This window comes from Photobacterium aquimaris, from assembly GCF_002954455.1.
Taxonomy (GTDB): Bacteria; Pseudomonadota; Gammaproteobacteria; order Enterobacterales; family Vibrionaceae; genus Photobacterium; species Photobacterium aquimaris.
The window spans coordinates 209818-223626 of sequence record NZ_MSCC01000003.1 but is presented as its reverse complement, the minus strand read 5'-3'; the positions used below and the strand labels follow the sequence as shown (position 1 = coordinate 223626).

18 protein-coding genes are annotated in these 13809 nt (G+C 42.7%); 9 read left to right on the top strand and 9 right to left on the bottom strand.

The features are described from left to right. Nucleotides 1-2: 2 nt before the first annotated feature. Entirely contained in the window at nucleotides 3-731 is a 729-nt protein-coding gene (locus BTN98_RS17205; RefSeq protein ID WP_060997853.1) for a 3-deoxy-D-manno-octulosonic acid kinase, read from the bottom strand. A gap of 89 nt (nucleotides 732-820) precedes the next feature. Between BTN98_RS17205 and BTN98_RS17200 the strand changes: the two genes are divergently transcribed. From BTN98_RS17200 to coaD, 3 genes are read left to right on the top strand one after another with little or no spacing between them, the layout of a single operon-like run. After that, nucleotides 821-1873: a glycosyltransferase family 9 protein gene (locus tag BTN98_RS17200; RefSeq protein WP_060997773.1), complete on the top strand. Its 1053-nt coding sequence runs from the start codon at nucleotides 821-823 to the stop codon at nucleotides 1871-1873. A 17-nt stretch (nucleotides 1874-1890) separates the two neighbouring features. Further along, nucleotides 1891-2667: a glycosyltransferase family 2 protein gene (locus BTN98_RS17195; RefSeq protein ID WP_060997772.1), complete on the top strand. Its 777-nt coding sequence runs from the start codon at nucleotides 1891-1893 to the stop codon at nucleotides 2665-2667. A 6-nt stretch (nucleotides 2668-2673) separates the two neighbouring features. Next, complete coding sequence (gene coaD / locus BTN98_RS17190; RefSeq protein WP_060997771.1) at nucleotides 2674-3159, top strand: pantetheine-phosphate adenylyltransferase; 486 nt, start codon at nucleotides 2674-2676, stop codon at nucleotides 3157-3159. A 50-nt stretch (nucleotides 3160-3209) separates the two neighbouring features. Here coaD and BTN98_RS17185 read toward each other — a convergent pair whose 3' ends face one another. The 6 genes from BTN98_RS17185 to radC form a co-directional block, all read right to left on the bottom strand. Then, a complete protein-coding gene (locus BTN98_RS17185; RefSeq protein WP_060997770.1) occupies nucleotides 3210-4214 on the bottom strand; it encodes an NAD-dependent epimerase in 1005 nt (334 codons plus the stop codon). Between the two features lie 133 nt (nucleotides 4215-4347). Then, nucleotides 4348-5157, bottom strand: coding sequence for a bifunctional DNA-formamidopyrimidine glycosylase/DNA-(apurinic or apyrimidinic site) lyase (gene mutM / locus BTN98_RS17180; RefSeq protein ID WP_060997769.1), 810 nt, complete (start codon nucleotides 5155-5157; stop codon nucleotides 4348-4350). A 7-nt stretch (nucleotides 5158-5164) separates the two neighbouring features. After that, the gene (locus tag BTN98_RS17175; RefSeq protein WP_060997768.1) at nucleotides 5165-5674 is read right to left on the bottom strand and encodes a hypothetical protein; all 510 of its coding nucleotides are present in this window, start codon (nucleotides 5672-5674) and stop codon (nucleotides 5165-5167) included. Nucleotides 5675-5892: 218 nt separating this feature from the next. Further along, nucleotides 5893-6060, bottom strand: a complete 168-nt coding sequence (gene rpmG / locus BTN98_RS17170) for a 50S ribosomal protein L33 (RefSeq protein WP_005371942.1) — start codon at nucleotides 6058-6060, stop codon at nucleotides 5893-5895. 13 nt (nucleotides 6061-6073) lie between these two features. Beyond that, nucleotides 6074-6310: a 50S ribosomal protein L28 gene (gene rpmB, locus BTN98_RS17165; RefSeq protein WP_060997767.1), complete on the bottom strand. Its 237-nt coding sequence runs from the start codon at nucleotides 6308-6310 to the stop codon at nucleotides 6074-6076. A gap of 171 nt (nucleotides 6311-6481) precedes the next feature. Further along, nucleotides 6482-7156, bottom strand: coding sequence for a RadC family protein (gene radC / locus BTN98_RS17160; RefSeq protein WP_060997766.1), 675 nt, complete (start codon nucleotides 7154-7156; stop codon nucleotides 6482-6484). Between the two features lie 236 nt (nucleotides 7157-7392). Here radC and coaBC point away from each other — a divergent pair, with 236 nt between their 5' ends. The 3 genes from coaBC to slmA all read left to right on the top strand — a co-directional run bounded on the left by coaBC (nucleotide 7393) and on the right by slmA (nucleotide 9899). Beyond that, nucleotides 7393-8607, top strand: coding sequence for a bifunctional phosphopantothenoylcysteine decarboxylase/phosphopantothenate--cysteine ligase CoaBC (coaBC, locus tag BTN98_RS17155; RefSeq protein WP_060997765.1), 1215 nt, complete (start codon nucleotides 7393-7395; stop codon nucleotides 8605-8607). A gap of 9 nt (nucleotides 8608-8616) precedes the next feature. Further along, a complete protein-coding gene (dut, locus tag BTN98_RS17150) occupies nucleotides 8617-9075 on the top strand; it encodes a dUTP diphosphatase (RefSeq protein WP_060997764.1) in 459 nt (152 codons plus the stop codon). Between the two features lie 233 nt (nucleotides 9076-9308). Continuing rightward, nucleotides 9309-9899, top strand: coding sequence for a nucleoid occlusion factor SlmA (gene slmA / locus BTN98_RS17145; RefSeq protein WP_060997763.1), 591 nt, complete (start codon nucleotides 9309-9311; stop codon nucleotides 9897-9899). Nucleotides 9900-9997: 98 nt separating this feature from the next. On the opposite strand, the gene pyrE is transcribed toward slmA, so the two are convergent. Beyond that, entirely contained in the window at nucleotides 9998-10639 is a 642-nt protein-coding gene (gene pyrE / locus BTN98_RS17140) for an orotate phosphoribosyltransferase (RefSeq protein ID WP_060997762.1), read from the bottom strand. A gap of 159 nt (nucleotides 10640-10798) precedes the next feature. Continuing rightward, nucleotides 10799-11515, bottom strand: a complete 717-nt coding sequence (rph, locus tag BTN98_RS17135; RefSeq protein ID WP_036789329.1) for a ribonuclease PH — start codon at nucleotides 11513-11515, stop codon at nucleotides 10799-10801. 257 nt (nucleotides 11516-11772) lie between these two features. Between rph and BTN98_RS17130 the strand changes: the two genes are divergently transcribed. The 3 genes from BTN98_RS17130 (at nucleotide 11773) to rpoZ (ending at nucleotide 13804) form a co-directional block, all read left to right on the top strand. After that, the gene (locus BTN98_RS17130) at nucleotides 11773-12636 is read left to right on the top strand and encodes a YicC/YloC family endoribonuclease (RefSeq protein ID WP_060997761.1); all 864 of its coding nucleotides are present in this window, start codon (nucleotides 11773-11775) and stop codon (nucleotides 12634-12636) included. 211 nt (nucleotides 12637-12847) lie between these two features. Then, nucleotides 12848-13474: a guanylate kinase gene (gene gmk / locus BTN98_RS17125; RefSeq protein ID WP_036789325.1), complete on the top strand. Its 627-nt coding sequence runs from the start codon at nucleotides 12848-12850 to the stop codon at nucleotides 13472-13474. Nucleotides 13475-13525: 51 nt separating this feature from the next. Further along, on the top strand, nucleotides 13526-13804 hold the full coding sequence (rpoZ, locus tag BTN98_RS17120) for a DNA-directed RNA polymerase subunit omega (RefSeq protein WP_036789323.1): 279 nt from the start codon (nucleotides 13526-13528) through the stop codon (nucleotides 13802-13804). Nucleotides 13805-13809 lie beyond the last annotated feature (5 nt).

The window sequence follows — 13809 nt, the reverse complement described above, 5'->3', positions numbered from 1 at the left end:
CCTTAACCAATAGTAATTCGAAGCTGACTTTTGTGTGCATAGCCATCACACAAAGCAACCCAATCATCTTCGCACCATTTAATCGCACGTTTATCGACTTCTTTGAGAAAAGAGCGCTTTAAACGTGCCAAATTCTCGACTTTCCAATCATCACCGTCACGACAATCACACTTATCAAAATCAATCAGCCATGGGCGCTGACTATCGTCTAATAAAATATTATGGGCATTTAAATCGGTGTGACACACTTGTAAATCATGCATCTTACCTATCATTTCACCAATATCACGCCACACTGTTGCCGCGACCGTTTGGCTTCGTAGCAATGCCACTAAATCACGGCTATTGGCAACCTTCTCCACCAAAATATCCGCTTTATATGTCAGACCTTTTTTAACTGCACGCGCGGCAACGGGACGTGGCACATTAACCCCACCATCACGTAATAATTTTAATAATGCTAACTCAGCCCCACTACGAGTGTTATTCCAATTAGAGAACCAATAGCTATCATTGTTCACTTTAGCAAACAGCCCCCCACGGTGATAATGACGCAATGCCATTTCCAGTTTTTCATCGGCAACAAACCATGTTGTGCCACGCCCCTCGGCGGAACCAATAACTGCATCACGCTGACGCCAATACTCAATATCAAAGCAACCATGCGGATCTGCACTTAGATAATCGCTATCAAACCAAATGGCCTGGTTGTTACTGATAATTTCCTGCACTACAGCCTCTCTCGCATTTATTGTTGAATGTTTTACAATTTCAATGGCTAACGGCATAATTCACCGACCACTTTTAATAAGGTAATCTCATGGCTCTGTTCTCAACGCCACCACGTTCAATTTGTATCTTACGTTTATCTGCTATTGGTGACGTATGCCATGCGATTACTGTTGTTCAAGCCATCCAACGCCAGTGGCCAACAACTGAAATCACTTGGGTTGCTGGTAAGGTAGAAGCACAGTTAATCAATGCATTACCCAATATTAAGGTGATCAGTTTTGATAAAAAAGCCGGCTGGAATGGCATTAAACACGTTTGGCAACAACTTAAATCACACCGTTTTGATGTACTACTCGATATGCAAGTTGCCTTACGTGCAAGTGTACTATCTTTAGGTATCAAAGCTAAGTATCGGGTTGGGTTTAGTAAAAATAGAACCAAAGAAGGACAGTGGTTGGTTACTAATCAGCACTTACCCAATACCGACAGTATACATGTTCTCGATAATATGGCTGATTTTGCACGTTTTATTGGCGTGCCATTTACGACCCCAGAGTGGAACATTCCACTTACCACAGCAGATAACAGCATTGCTGAACAATATATTCATCAGCCAACATTAGTGATATCACCGGCAGCCAGTAAAGATGAACGAAACTGGCTCCCTGAGCGCTATGCCGCCATTGCAGATTATGCAGCAACGAAAGGCTTGACCGTTATACTCTGCGGTTCACCCACTGAGCGTGAGCAACAATTAGGCCAACAAATTATCAGCCATAGCCAAGCAGCAATCACTAATTTGATCGGTAAAACAACCCTCTTACAGTTGACGGCATTATTACGTGCAGCGACTGTTGTGCTTGCGCCAGACTCAGGCCCGGCCCACTTAGCAACGACCCAAAATACGCCAGTAATTGGACTCTATGGTCATAGTAACCCAGCCCGTACTGGCCCGTATTTATCACAGCCCTACACTGTTAGTGTGTATCAGCAAGTCGCGGAACAACATTACGGTAAACCATTGGGTGAGTTACCATGGGGAGCACGTGTCAAAGGCAGCGATATCATGCCGCAAATTAGTGTGGCGATGGTAAAAGAAAAACTTGATCTCATTCTATCGCTATCATCACCAATGTCATAAGCTGCAAAGGAAAACACATGAGCATATCAACAGGCAAACCGACACTTGGTGTTGCATTAATTGTTAAAAATGAAGCCAAGCATCTTGCAGCATGTCTAGATACAGTGAAAGACTGGGTAGACGAAATAATTATTCTAGATTCCGGCAGCACAGATGAAACAGAAACCATTGCTCGTCGCTATACTGACAACTTTTATGTCAATACGCAGTGGCCTGGATTTGGTAAGCAACGTCAGCTTGCTCAACAGTATGTCAACAGTGATTATGTGCTATGGCTTGATGCTGATGAACGTATCACGCCAGAGCTAAAACAATCCATTCAAAATGCACTCCAAGCCAATCAACATAATGTGGTTTATAGCATTAACCGCCTCAGTACTGCATTTGGAAAGTTTATTCGCCACGCTGGCTGGCACCCTGATTGGATTGTACGTTTATATCGTCCTCAAGAAACTCACTATAATGATGTTCAGGTACATGAATCGGTGATCATTCCTTCAGGATGCCAAGTGATAAAGATCGCAGGTGACTTAGAGCATTATACCTTTGATGATTTCTTTGAGTTTCAAAAAAAACAATCAAAATATGCTGAACTATGGGCCAAAGAAAAGCACTTACAAGGCAAAAAAACCTCTATCGCATCAGCTATTGGACATGCTGTGTTTAGCTTTATACGGACCTATTTTATTAAACGCGGCTTCCTTGATGGTAAGCATGGTTTTATTATTGCCTGTATTAATGCGCAATATGTACTTAATAAATATATTGGCCTTTACCTTAAACAAAATAAGTAGCCCACTATGACAACACGTGTTATCTATCCCGGTACCTTTGATCCAATTACTAACGGCCACCTTGATCTTATTGAGCGCGCTGCGGCCATGTTTGATCATGTCATTGTTGGTGTGGCGTTTAATCCAACTAAAAAACCATTATTCACATTAGAAGAACGAGTTGAACTTGCCCAACAAATCACAGTACATTTGCCTAATGTTGAGATTGTTGGTTTTTCTGGATTATTGGTCAATTTTGCCAAAGAGCACAACGCCAATATTTTAGTGCGTGGGTTACGTGCGGTGTCTGATTTTGAATATGAATTTCAACTTGCAAATATGAATCGCCGTTTGATGCCTGAACTTGAAACGGTCTTTTTAACCCCAGCTGAAGAAAATTCATTTATTTCTTCAACTATAGTTAAAGAAGTCGCGCTCCATAAAGGGGATGTGAGTCAATTTGTTGATCCGATCATCACTCAAGCCTTATTGGCTAAATTTACTCAAATATAAATAAAAAAAGGGAGCACATCGGCTCCCTTTTCTACTCAAATGAGTATAGCTTATTTGTTATAGTAGTCGCGATACCAATCAACAAAGGCTTGTACACCAGGTTTAACCTCAACTGCTGGCTTATAGCCGGTTGCCGCAAATAAATCATCGGTATCAGCATACGTCATGTAAACATCACCTGGTTGCATTGGCATAAAGTTTTTCTTCGCTTCAACACCTAGTGATTCTTCAAGTGCTTCAACATAATCCATTAATTTGACTGGGCTGCCATGACCAATATTATAAATACGGTATGGCGCAGAGCTCGTCGCTGGTGAGCCTGTTTCAACTGTCCACTCAGGGTTTGGCTGTGGAATCACATCCTGAATCCGAATAATACCTTCAACAATATCATCGATATAAGTAAAGTCACGGCTCATATCACCATTGTTATAAATATCAATCTCTTTGCCTTCCATGATCGCATTAGTAAATTTAAACAATGCCATATCAGGACGACCCCACGGGCCATAAACAGTAAAGAAACGTAAGCCTGTCGTCGGAATGCCGTAAAGGTGTGAGTAGCTGTGCGCCATCAGTTCATTGGCTTTTTTGGCTGCGGCATACAATGAGACCGGGTGATCAACGCTATCAGCGGTATCAAATGGCATCTTTTGATTTAAGCCATAGACAGAACTTGATGAAGCATAAACAAGGTGCTCAACCTTGTTATGACGGCAGCCTTCAAGGATAGTCAAATAGCCAATTAAGTTACTATCACCATAAGCCATTGGATTATCTATTGAATAACGTACACCCGCTTGACCAGCCAGATGGATCACTCGATTAAATTGTTGTTCCGCAAATAGATTCGCAATCGCTTCACGATCAGCAAGATCCATTTCAATAAAGCTAAAATTATCATGCTTGATACGATCTAAGCGTGCATGCTTTAGCGCAACTTCATAATAATCATTAAGGTTATCGATACCAACTACTTGGTGGCCTTGAGCACATAAACGCTCTGTCACTGCACTACCAATAAAACCAGCGGCTCCAGTTACTAAATATTTCATCTTCTAGCCCTTTCTGTGTTTCAAAAATACGCATTATTTTTATAAAAATCTTAGCTATGATAGCAATATTGGTAAAGATTACTGCTCAAAAAAAATGAACCTATGCTTAATAAAAATCGAATAAATAACTAACTCAGTGCTGACACTTTCCACAAAAAACCGTGGCTCGTTGACCGAGCTTTATTTCTGTTAAAAGCTCACCACAACGTGGGCAGGGCTGACCACCTTTACCATAAACTTGTAATTCTTGTGCAAAATAACCTGGTTTGCCATCGGCATTTTTAAAGTCTTTTAAGGTTGTTCCGCCTTGAGCAATCGCTTTGTGTAATACGGTTTTTATTTCATTTACCAGCAATTGTAACTTTTGTAATGAGACTTTACCTGCTGGGCATTGTGGATCTATTCCTGCAGCAAATAGCGATTCATTGGCATAAATATTACCGACGCCGACCACAACATGATTATCCATGATCAGTAATTTTATCGCTTTACGCTTTGCTTTTGCCTTCGCAACCAAATAATCCCCATTAAAATCATCACTCAATGGCTCTGGGCCCATTTTCTCTAATACCGGATGGTCTTCCCCTATCTGTTGCCATAACCATGCACCAAAGCGGCGAGGATCGTTATAACGTAGGATCTCACCACTGGCTAATACCACATCGACATGATCATGTTTTTCAACCACTGAGCCCGCAGGTAATATACGTAAACTACCCGACATACCTAGATGAACGACTGCGTAACCGATATCAGTTTCTAATAATAAATATTTGGCTCGTCGAACAACCTTGTGAATCACCTGCCCTTCAATATTTTTAATCGCCTCAGGAATTGGCCAGCGTAATCTTGAATTACGAATGATAATTTTAGTCACCGTTTGCCCAACAACATGCGGGGTGATCCCCATGCGAGTTACTTCAACTTCAGGTAATTCAGGCATCTTTTGCTTACTCCGATAATAATGATAATTTTGACGATAACGGTGGGAATAGCAAATCATCAGCCACAGTTACCGCTAACCAATCGCCAGTGCCAGTGTTTAACAACCAAAAATGCGATAATTGATAAGCGGTGATCCGCTGGGGTTGCGGCAGACCCACAAACCATGCCTCAACAGTGTACGGCAGCAGCAATTGTTTTTTTAATACCGATAACTGCTGTTGGCTAATTTGGGTCCCTTTCAAAGTTTGCCAACGAGCAATAACAGCTGTGATATCGAATGCCACCAAAGGCTGACTCTTCCAACCTGTCGCTGACTGCTGAAAAGTCATTGTTGGTAACACCAATCGTCGAATAATACGATCCTGAGTAAATAATGGAATTACCTTTGATGACGCACTTACCGTCGATGTAGCGGTGAAACGATCACGAAGAAGCTCTGGAAGCTGTATGACAGCGATAAAAGCTAAAACCCCAATGATGATGACGTTATTCCATCCCCGTCGCGTTAGACGCATTCTCAGGCGCTCCTATGCGCAATTATCAATACTGATTAAGATAACATTGCTACTAACGGCAGCAACAGCCAATTATAGCAGTGTCTAACAGAGTATACAGGGAAAGCAGGGAAAGCAGGGAAAGCAGGGAAAGCAGGGAAAGCAGGGAAAGCAGACTGAATTTTAAATATAAAAAAACCCAGCTAGGCTGGGTTTTTATCAAAGATTGATAAAACCAATTACTTGATTTTAGCTTCTTTGTAAAGCACGTGCTGGCGAACTACTGGATCAAATTTCTTGATCTCAAATTTGCCTGGCATGTTGCGCTTGTTCTTGTCGGTAGTGTAGAAGTGGCCTGTACCAGCTGATGATACTAGACGGATCTTCTCACGAATGCCTTTAGCCATTGTTCAAATTCCTCTAAACGTTCTCGCCGCGGACACGCATCTCTGCAAGAACGGCATCAATACCTTTCTTATCAATGATACGCATACCTTTAGCAGTAAGACGTAGTTTAACGAAGCGTTTTTCGCTTTCTACCCAGAAACGATGAGTTTGCAGGTTCGGCAGAAAACGACGCTTGGTGGCATTACGTGCGTGTGAACGGTTGTTACCCGTTACAGGACGCTTACCAGTTACTTGGCATACTCGGGACATTACTGTCTTCTCCAAATCGTTTCGCTCGATATCTACCATGGAAATTTAATGTAAAATTCAATTTTACATATAACCACAGCTATCAAAGGTCGCGCATTATACTAAGTCAAAACCAGTTGCTCAAGTCCCGAGCAGATCCTTTCTCACTTTTTTTGTCGAAAATTGTCTATTTTATAGCCAACCGCGCTCAGCAAAGGAAATAACTTCTCCCTCACCGACAACAAAATGATCCAGAACACGAATATCGACTAAAGCCAGCGAATCGCTGATCTTGCGGGTTATTCGATGGTCAGCCTGACTAGGTTCAGCAACGCCTGATGGGTGATTATGCGCTAAAATTAACGCCGCTGCATTAAGTTCTAACGATCTTTTTACAACTTCACGCGGATAGACGCTCGCACAATCAAGCGTTCCTTCAAATAAAACCTCTCCAGTAATCACTCGGTGTTGGTTGTCTAGGAATAGGATATAAAAGGCTTCGCGCTGTTTATGCCGTAATTTTTTGACCAGATATTTGCGTGTATTTTGTGGATTTGTGAGCGCGTTATCTTTTTTTAAAATTTCTTCTAAATATCGTTCCCCCATCGCTAAAACGGCCTGCAAAAGAGCAAATTTTGCTGGCCCTAAGCCTTTAACCTCACAAAAAGTTTCTTTATCTGCAGCCAGCAAAGCACGTAATGATCCAAATTCTTGCAATAAATACGTAGCCAATTCCAACGCATTCATTCCTTTGACACCCGTACGTAAAAAAATGGCTAATAATTCAGCATCTGTGAGCGACTCACAGCCGTGAGATAATAATTTTTCTCGCGGACGCGATGCTAATGGCAATTGCTTAAGCGACATACTGTCTCCTTATTGGTATACCACTAGCAAAACAGCCATCACTTTTTACACAACCTACCCTGTAGCGTTTTTTGAAATCATCGACAATTTTTAGGGCTGATATGTCGATTTACAATCATAAAACCTCGGCAAGATCACTGATAAAAAAACTAACCATCACTGCAAGCGATGATCGTTAGTACATTTGATGCTATCGTGTCAGCAAAATTTATTGGCTTCCAGACACAGGCAAAACCATGCAAACACTGGCAGGAAAAAAAATCCTTCTCGGCATTAGCGGCGGTATCGCTGCCTACAAATGTGCAGAACTTACACGTCGCTTAATTGAACGCGGCGCACAAGTTCAAGTTGTAATGACCACCGCAGCACAAGAATTCATTACACCACTAACCATGCAAGCGGTATCGGGAAATCCTGTTTCAAGTAGCTTATTAGACCCTTCTGCCGAGGCATCAATGGGTCATATTGAACTGGCTAAATGGGCTGATCTGGTTTTACTCGCGCCAGCAACAGCTGACTTAATTGCTCGCATCAGTGCTGGGATGGGTAATGATTTACTCTCAACACTGTGTTTAGCCACTGACGCACCTATCGCTGTTGCACCGGCAATGAACCAGCAAATGTACCGCAACGTTGCGACTCAAGAGAATCTACTTACGCTTCAGCGCCGTGGGTTTAGGTTATGGGGACCTGCTAGTGGTGAACAGGCTTGTGGTGATGTTGGTCCAGGGCGAATGCTTGAACCTATGCAACTGGTAAACCATTGCGAGGATTTCTTTCTACAACCTGATTTGGCAGGATTAAATATCGTCATCACTGCAGGCCCGACTCGTGAAGCGATAGATCCAGTGCGTTATTTAAGTAATTACAGCTCGGGTAAAATGGGGTTTGCTATTGCAGAGGCTGCGGCTAAACGCGGCGCTAATGTGACCTTAATCAGTGGCCCAGTAAGTCTAACAACACCAGTAGATGTAACACGAGTTGATGTCAGTAGCGCTATCGAAATGCAGCAAGCTGCGTTAGCTTACGCGGTAAAAAATGAGATATTTATCGCCTGTGCCGCAGTGGCTGATTTCCGCCCTGCGCAAATTGCTGAACAAAAAATGAAAAAACAATCAGACAACGAAACAATGACCATTCAACTGGTGAAAAACCCTGATATCGTTGCTGCTATTGCTGCGCTAACTAACCAGCGTCCATTTACGGTTGGCTTTGCCGCTGAAACTCAGGATGTCGAGCACTATGCGCGTGGCAAACTCGCCACCAAGAAGCTTGATCTTATTTGTGCTAATGACGTTTCAGTACAAGGACAAGGCTTTAATAGCGACACCAATGCACTCCATTTATACTGGCCTAATGGTGATAAAGCCTTACCATTAACCACTAAATCTGACCTTGGACAACAATTAGTAACTGAAATTGTAGCCCTTTATCAACACGCCACGCACTAGAGCATTATTATGAACACTATCGATCTTAAAATTCTTGACCCTCGTGTTGGAACCGAGTTTCCATTACCCACTTATGCAACCACAGGCTCTGCTGGGCTTGATTTACGTGCGTGTCTTGATCAAGCATTAACCGTAGCACCAGGAGAAACTCACCTCGTGCCGACAGGCTTAGCGATTCATATTGGCGATTCAAATCTTGCAGCAACGATTTTACCGCGCTCAGGGCTAGGTCATAAGCATGGTATTGTGTTAGGTAATCTTGTTGGTTTAATCGACTCAGATTATCAAGGCCAACTGATGGTATCTGTCTGGAACCGTGGCGACACTACCTTTACCATTGAGCCCGGTGATCGTATTGCGCAATTAGTTTTTGTACCGGTGGTACAAGCACAATTTAATATTGTGACTGATTTTGATGACGCAAGTCTTCGCGGTGAAGGTGGTTTTGGTCACTCAGGTCGTCAATAAGTTTATTACCATCAATAAATAGCATTTATCCTTTTAGCGCATGAATTTATTTTGATGCTAAAATAACCGATAACGATCAAACACAAAGCGCAACTATTGAGGGTTGCGCTTTTTTTACTGATAAACTGCATACATTTATCATCCAGTGCTTTTCACGACGCAATGGCATCGCTAAGATAAGCGGGTTTCACGCTGTCCATGGACAGTCTCATTTTGCAAAGGAACGATAATTCATGGCTGGCACCAAAAAAAGCAATCGCCGCGAAGAGATACTTCAGTGTCTTGCTCATATGTTGGAATCAAATCAAGGAAGCCAACGTATTACCACCAAAATGCTGGCGGCTAATGTTGGAGTCTCGGAAGCTGCACTCTATCGCCACTTCCCAAGTAAAGCACGGATGTTTGAAGGCCTGATTGAATTTATCGAAGATTCAATTACTACCCGTATTAACCGCATTCTTGACGATGAAAAAGATACCCTTACTCGCCTGCGAATGGTGCTACAACTGATATTAATGTTTGGTGAGCGTAATCCCGGTTTGAGCCGTATCATGACCGGTCACGCATTGATGTTTGAACAAGATCGCTTACAGTCACGCATTAATCAGTTATTTGAACGTATTGAATCACAATTACGTCAAATTCTTAAAGAACGTAAATTACGTGAAGGCAAAGGCTTCCCTATTGATGAATCCATTTTAGCCGCCCAGTTACTAGGCCAAGTCGAAGGCAGCTTAAGTCGTTATGTTCGTTCAAGCTTTAAATATAAGCCAACTGAAAACTTTGATGATTACTGGCAACTGCTTAGCGGCCAACTAGATTAGTTAAACTCAGCATTGATTTAATCCATCAACAGCGTCATAAAAAAAGCGAGCCTCAATCGAGACTCGCTTTTTTATTACTCGTTAGTGATTTAAGCTAACTACACACCGTATTGAGTTCGGTACGCAGTAACAGCGGCTAAATGCTGCTCCATGCCCGCTTGCTCACTTAAATAAGTCACTACATCACCTAACGAGACAATTGAAATCACCGCGCAACCAAAATCACGCTCGACTTCTTGAATCGCAGATAATTCGCCTTGGCCTTTTTCTTGACGATCAATCGCCACTAATACGCCAGCTAAATCAGCACCGTTGGCTTTAATAATTTCCATTGATTCACGAATTGCGGTACCTGCGGTGATCACATCATCAACTAACATAATGCGGCCTTCAAGTTCGCTACCAACTAAGTTGCCACCTTCGCCGTGGTTTTTAGCTTCTTTACGGTTAAAGCAATATGGCGTATCAATATCATGGTGATCGGCCAATGCTACCGCGGTGGTGGTTGCAATTGGGATCCCTTTGTACGCAGGGCCAAATAACACATCAAACTCAATTTTAGCGTCAACCAATGCAGCAGCATAAAAGCGGCCTAGACGCGCAAGATCACGACCAGTATTAAATAATCCCGCGTTAAAGAAATACGGACTTTTACGACCCGATTTCAGAGTAAACTCACCAAACTTTAATACGCCTTTTTCTAGGGCAAATTCGATGAACTGACGCTGATATGCTTTCATTGTGGCTCCTTAAACGACTTTCGTGTTTTACAATGTTGAAGATAGAAGCAACCTTTACCCATCTCAGTGGTAAAATTGTTGCCGCTGAAATCAATGATTATTCCTCTAACCAATAAATTTCAGATAAAAAAAAGCGGCTCCAATAGGAACCGCTAACAATTAGTTTTCTAAGGCTTGTTTCTGCATCGATATAATATCGGTTATGCCGTCTTTCGCCAGCGCTAGCATTGCCAGCAACTCTTCATGGCTAAACGCCTCACCCTCAGCAGTACCTTGAATCTCAATCATCTTGCCGTCTTCGGTCATCACCACATTCATGTCGGTTTCAGCGGCGGAATCTTCAAGATACTCAAGATCGCAAATTGGCTCGCCTTTATAGATACCAACCGACACTGCAGCAACCATGCCTTTAAGTGGGCTTTTCTTGATCATGCCTTTTTCAAGCATATAATTGATTGCATCGACCAATGCCACCATTGCGCCGGTGATAGAGGCTGTACGTGTGCCACCATCTGCTTGAATCACATCACAATCAACAGTGATCATTTGCTCGCCAAGCACTTTCAAATCAACCGCAGCACGTAAACTACGCGCAATCAGACGTTGAATTTCCATAGTGCGACCGCCTTGCTTACCGCTAGCCGCTTCACGGCGATTACGAGTATGCGTGGCGCGTGGCAACATACCATATTCTGCAGTCACCCAACCTTGGCCTTTACCTTTAAGCCAACGCGGCACATTTTCTTCAACACTGGCAGTACAAATTACTTTGGTGTTGCCAAATTCAACCAATACTGAACCTTCAGCATGGGCTGTATAGTTACGAGTAATAGTGATTGGACGTACCTGAGTGGCACTTCTTCCGCTTGGACGCATCGGGATTTCCCTTTGGCTGGATGATATTAACCGGCGATTATAGCGACATCTCAATCCCAGTGCACGAGAAAACCATCGCTTAAATGATAGATTCAACCTTGTTTTGCATTTACAGCAGTAGCCCACAACCTGTGATCTCGCATATAATAATAAAACTCGGTTACGACGCACCTCTATTGTAATTAAAAGATCAGACTTACCGTGCAATACGCTAAGTTTAGCCGTCGCGACCATCATAACCAAAGGGCCACAAGCCAATGATCCATAGTATGACTGCTTATGCTCGTCGCGAAATAAAAGGCGACTGGGGCACTGCTGTGTGGGAAATCCGCTCAGTAAACCAACGTTATCTTGAAACTTACATTCGTATGCCTGAACAATTCCGTAGCCTTGAGCCGGTATTGCGTGAGCGTTTTCGTAAACGTCTAGCACGCGGTAAAGTTGAATGTAATCTTCGTTATGAAGCTAACACCGCTGCCAATACTGAACTCACCATCAATGAAGCCTTGGCTAAACAAGTCATTCATGCGGCGCGTTGGGTAACAGAAACGGCAGGTGAAGGTAATATTGGCCCATTCCAAGTGCTTAACTGGCCGGGCGTGATGGAAGCACCCGAACAAGATTTAGACGTGATAAATAAAGATCTACTTGCAGGCTTTGAGCTTGCTATGGATGATTTTATTGCAGCACGTGCTAGCGAAGGCGACAACATGAAGCAGTTGATCGACCAACGTTTAGCTGCGATTTCAACAGAAGCGATCAAAGTGCGCACTTTAATGCCACAAATTATGGTGTGGCAACGTGAGCGTATTATGTCGCGTCTTGATGAAGCTAAAGTGGATCTAGACAGCAATCGCCTAGAACAAGAACTGATCATGCTGGCGCAAAAAAGTGATGTTGCCGAAGAGCTTGATCGCCTTGATTCACATGTAAAAGAAACCAATAAAATTCTCGCTAAAGGTGGCGCATGTGGTCGTCGTCTTGATTTTATGATGCAAGAATTTAACCGTGAATCAAACACATTGGCATCAAAATCAATTAATACAGACGTAACAGCATCAGCGGTTGAACTGAAAGTATTGATCGAGCAAATGCGCGAGCAAATCCAAAACATTGAGTAAATAATCCCTACTCACGCTTTCCAAGTTAATGCTATTTAACTTGGAAAGTTGTTTGAAAATGTCGTCTGATTATGAAATCTCAATAAAGCCAGCTAGGCTTAGGTTGTATTGACTCCGTAAAAAAGATGAATTTTCAAGCAATCAGCTAATTTCAATTATGCGCAGATCGTGATAATCTTCGCGCCCTTCTATCACTGAGTGAAAATAGGCAATGAGCAAAGGTACTCTATACATCGTGTCGGCCCCAAGTGGTGCTGGTAAATCAAGTTTGATTAATGCCCTTCTTGAAACTAACCCGACCTATGACATGAAAGTATCCGTGTCCCATACGACTCGTGGCATGCGCCCGGGCGAGGAAAACGGTGTTCATTACAATTTCGTTAGCGTAGAAGAATTTACCGACTTGGTAGAACAAGGTGCATTCCTTGAGCATGCCGAAGTGTTTAGCAATTACTATGGTACTTCTCGTCCATGGATTGAACAGCAATTGAATAAAGGTATTGATGTCTTTTTAGATATCGATTGGCAAGGTGCCCGTCAAATTCGAAAACTTATGCCAGCCGCTAAAAGCTTGTTTATTCTACCTCCGTCAAAAGAGGAATTGGAGCGTCGACTTAATACTCGTGGTCAAGACAGCGAAGCTGTTATTGCCCGTCGTATGGAAGAAGCACGTTCAGAGATCTCACACTATAACGAATACGATTATGTAATCGTTAATGACGATTTCGATGTCGCATTAATTGACTTTAAAGCAATTATTCGTGCAGAACGATTGAAGCAAGACAAGCAAACTGCTAAATATAGAAGCATGTTGACTGCGCTACTAGCAGATCAGTAAGTTATTTTGTACAATTTTCTATTCCTAATTTAATAACCACTGGAGTCCTCCATGGCACGCGTAACCGTTCAAGACGCTGTTGATAAAATTGGCAACCGTTTCGATCTGATCCAAATTGCTGCTCGCCGCGCACGTCAAATGCAAACCGGCGGTAAGGATCCATTGGTTCCTGAAGAAAACGACAAATACACAGTAATTGCACTTCGTGAAATCGAAGAAGGCCTAATTACTAAAGATATCCTTGATGCTCGCGAGCGTCAGGAACTGCAAGAGCAAGAAGCAGCTGAATTAGCCGCTGTTAGTGCGATTGCTGGCGACCATCACCGTTAATCAGG

Excerpts from the sequence above, each read along its gene's own strand:
- coaBC (WP_060997765.1), top strand. The coding sequence starts at position 7,393 with ATGCAAACACTGGCAGGAAAAAAAATCCTTCTCGGCATTAGCGGCGGT.
- coaD (WP_060997771.1), top strand. The coding sequence starts at position 2,674 with ATGACAACACGTGTTATCTATCCCGGTACCTTTGATCCAATTACTAAC.
- BTN98_RS17130 (WP_060997761.1), top strand. The coding sequence starts at position 11,773 with ATGATCCATAGTATGACTGCTTATGCTCGTCGCGAAATAAAAGGCGAC.
- rph (WP_036789329.1), bottom strand. The coding sequence starts at position 11,515 with ATGCGTCCAAGCGGAAGAAGTGCCACTCAGGTACGTCCAATCACTATT.
- slmA (WP_060997763.1), top strand. The coding sequence starts at position 9,309 with ATGGCTGGCACCAAAAAAAGCAATCGCCGCGAAGAGATACTTCAGTGT.
- BTN98_RS17195 (WP_060997772.1), top strand. The coding sequence starts at position 1,891 with ATGAGCATATCAACAGGCAAACCGACACTTGGTGTTGCATTAATTGTT.
- rpmB (WP_060997767.1), bottom strand. The coding sequence starts at position 6,310 with ATGTCCCGAGTATGCCAAGTAACTGGTAAGCGTCCTGTAACGGGTAAC.
- rpmG (WP_005371942.1), bottom strand. The coding sequence starts at position 6,060 with ATGGCTAAAGGCATTCGTGAGAAGATCCGTCTAGTATCATCAGCTGGT.
- BTN98_RS17200 (WP_060997773.1), top strand. The coding sequence starts at position 821 with ATGGCTCTGTTCTCAACGCCACCACGTTCAATTTGTATCTTACGTTTA.
- pyrE (WP_060997762.1), bottom strand. The coding sequence starts at position 10,639 with ATGAAAGCATATCAGCGTCAGTTCATCGAATTTGCCCTAGAAAAAGGC.
- dut (WP_060997764.1), top strand. The coding sequence starts at position 8,617 with ATGAACACTATCGATCTTAAAATTCTTGACCCTCGTGTTGGAACCGAG.
- mutM (WP_060997769.1), bottom strand. The coding sequence starts at position 5,157 with ATGCCTGAATTACCTGAAGTTGAAGTAACTCGCATGGGGATCACCCCG.
- BTN98_RS17185 (WP_060997770.1), bottom strand. The coding sequence starts at position 4,214 with ATGAAATATTTAGTAACTGGAGCCGCTGGTTTTATTGGTAGTGCAGTG.
- BTN98_RS17175 (WP_060997768.1), bottom strand. The coding sequence starts at position 5,674 with ATGCGTCTAACGCGACGGGGATGGAATAACGTCATCATCATTGGGGTT.
- rpoZ (WP_036789323.1), top strand. The coding sequence starts at position 13,526 with ATGGCACGCGTAACCGTTCAAGACGCTGTTGATAAAATTGGCAACCGT.
- radC (WP_060997766.1), bottom strand. The coding sequence starts at position 7,156 with ATGTCGCTTAAGCAATTGCCATTAGCATCGCGTCCGCGAGAAAAATTA.
- gmk (WP_036789325.1), top strand. The coding sequence starts at position 12,848 with ATGAGCAAAGGTACTCTATACATCGTGTCGGCCCCAAGTGGTGCTGGT.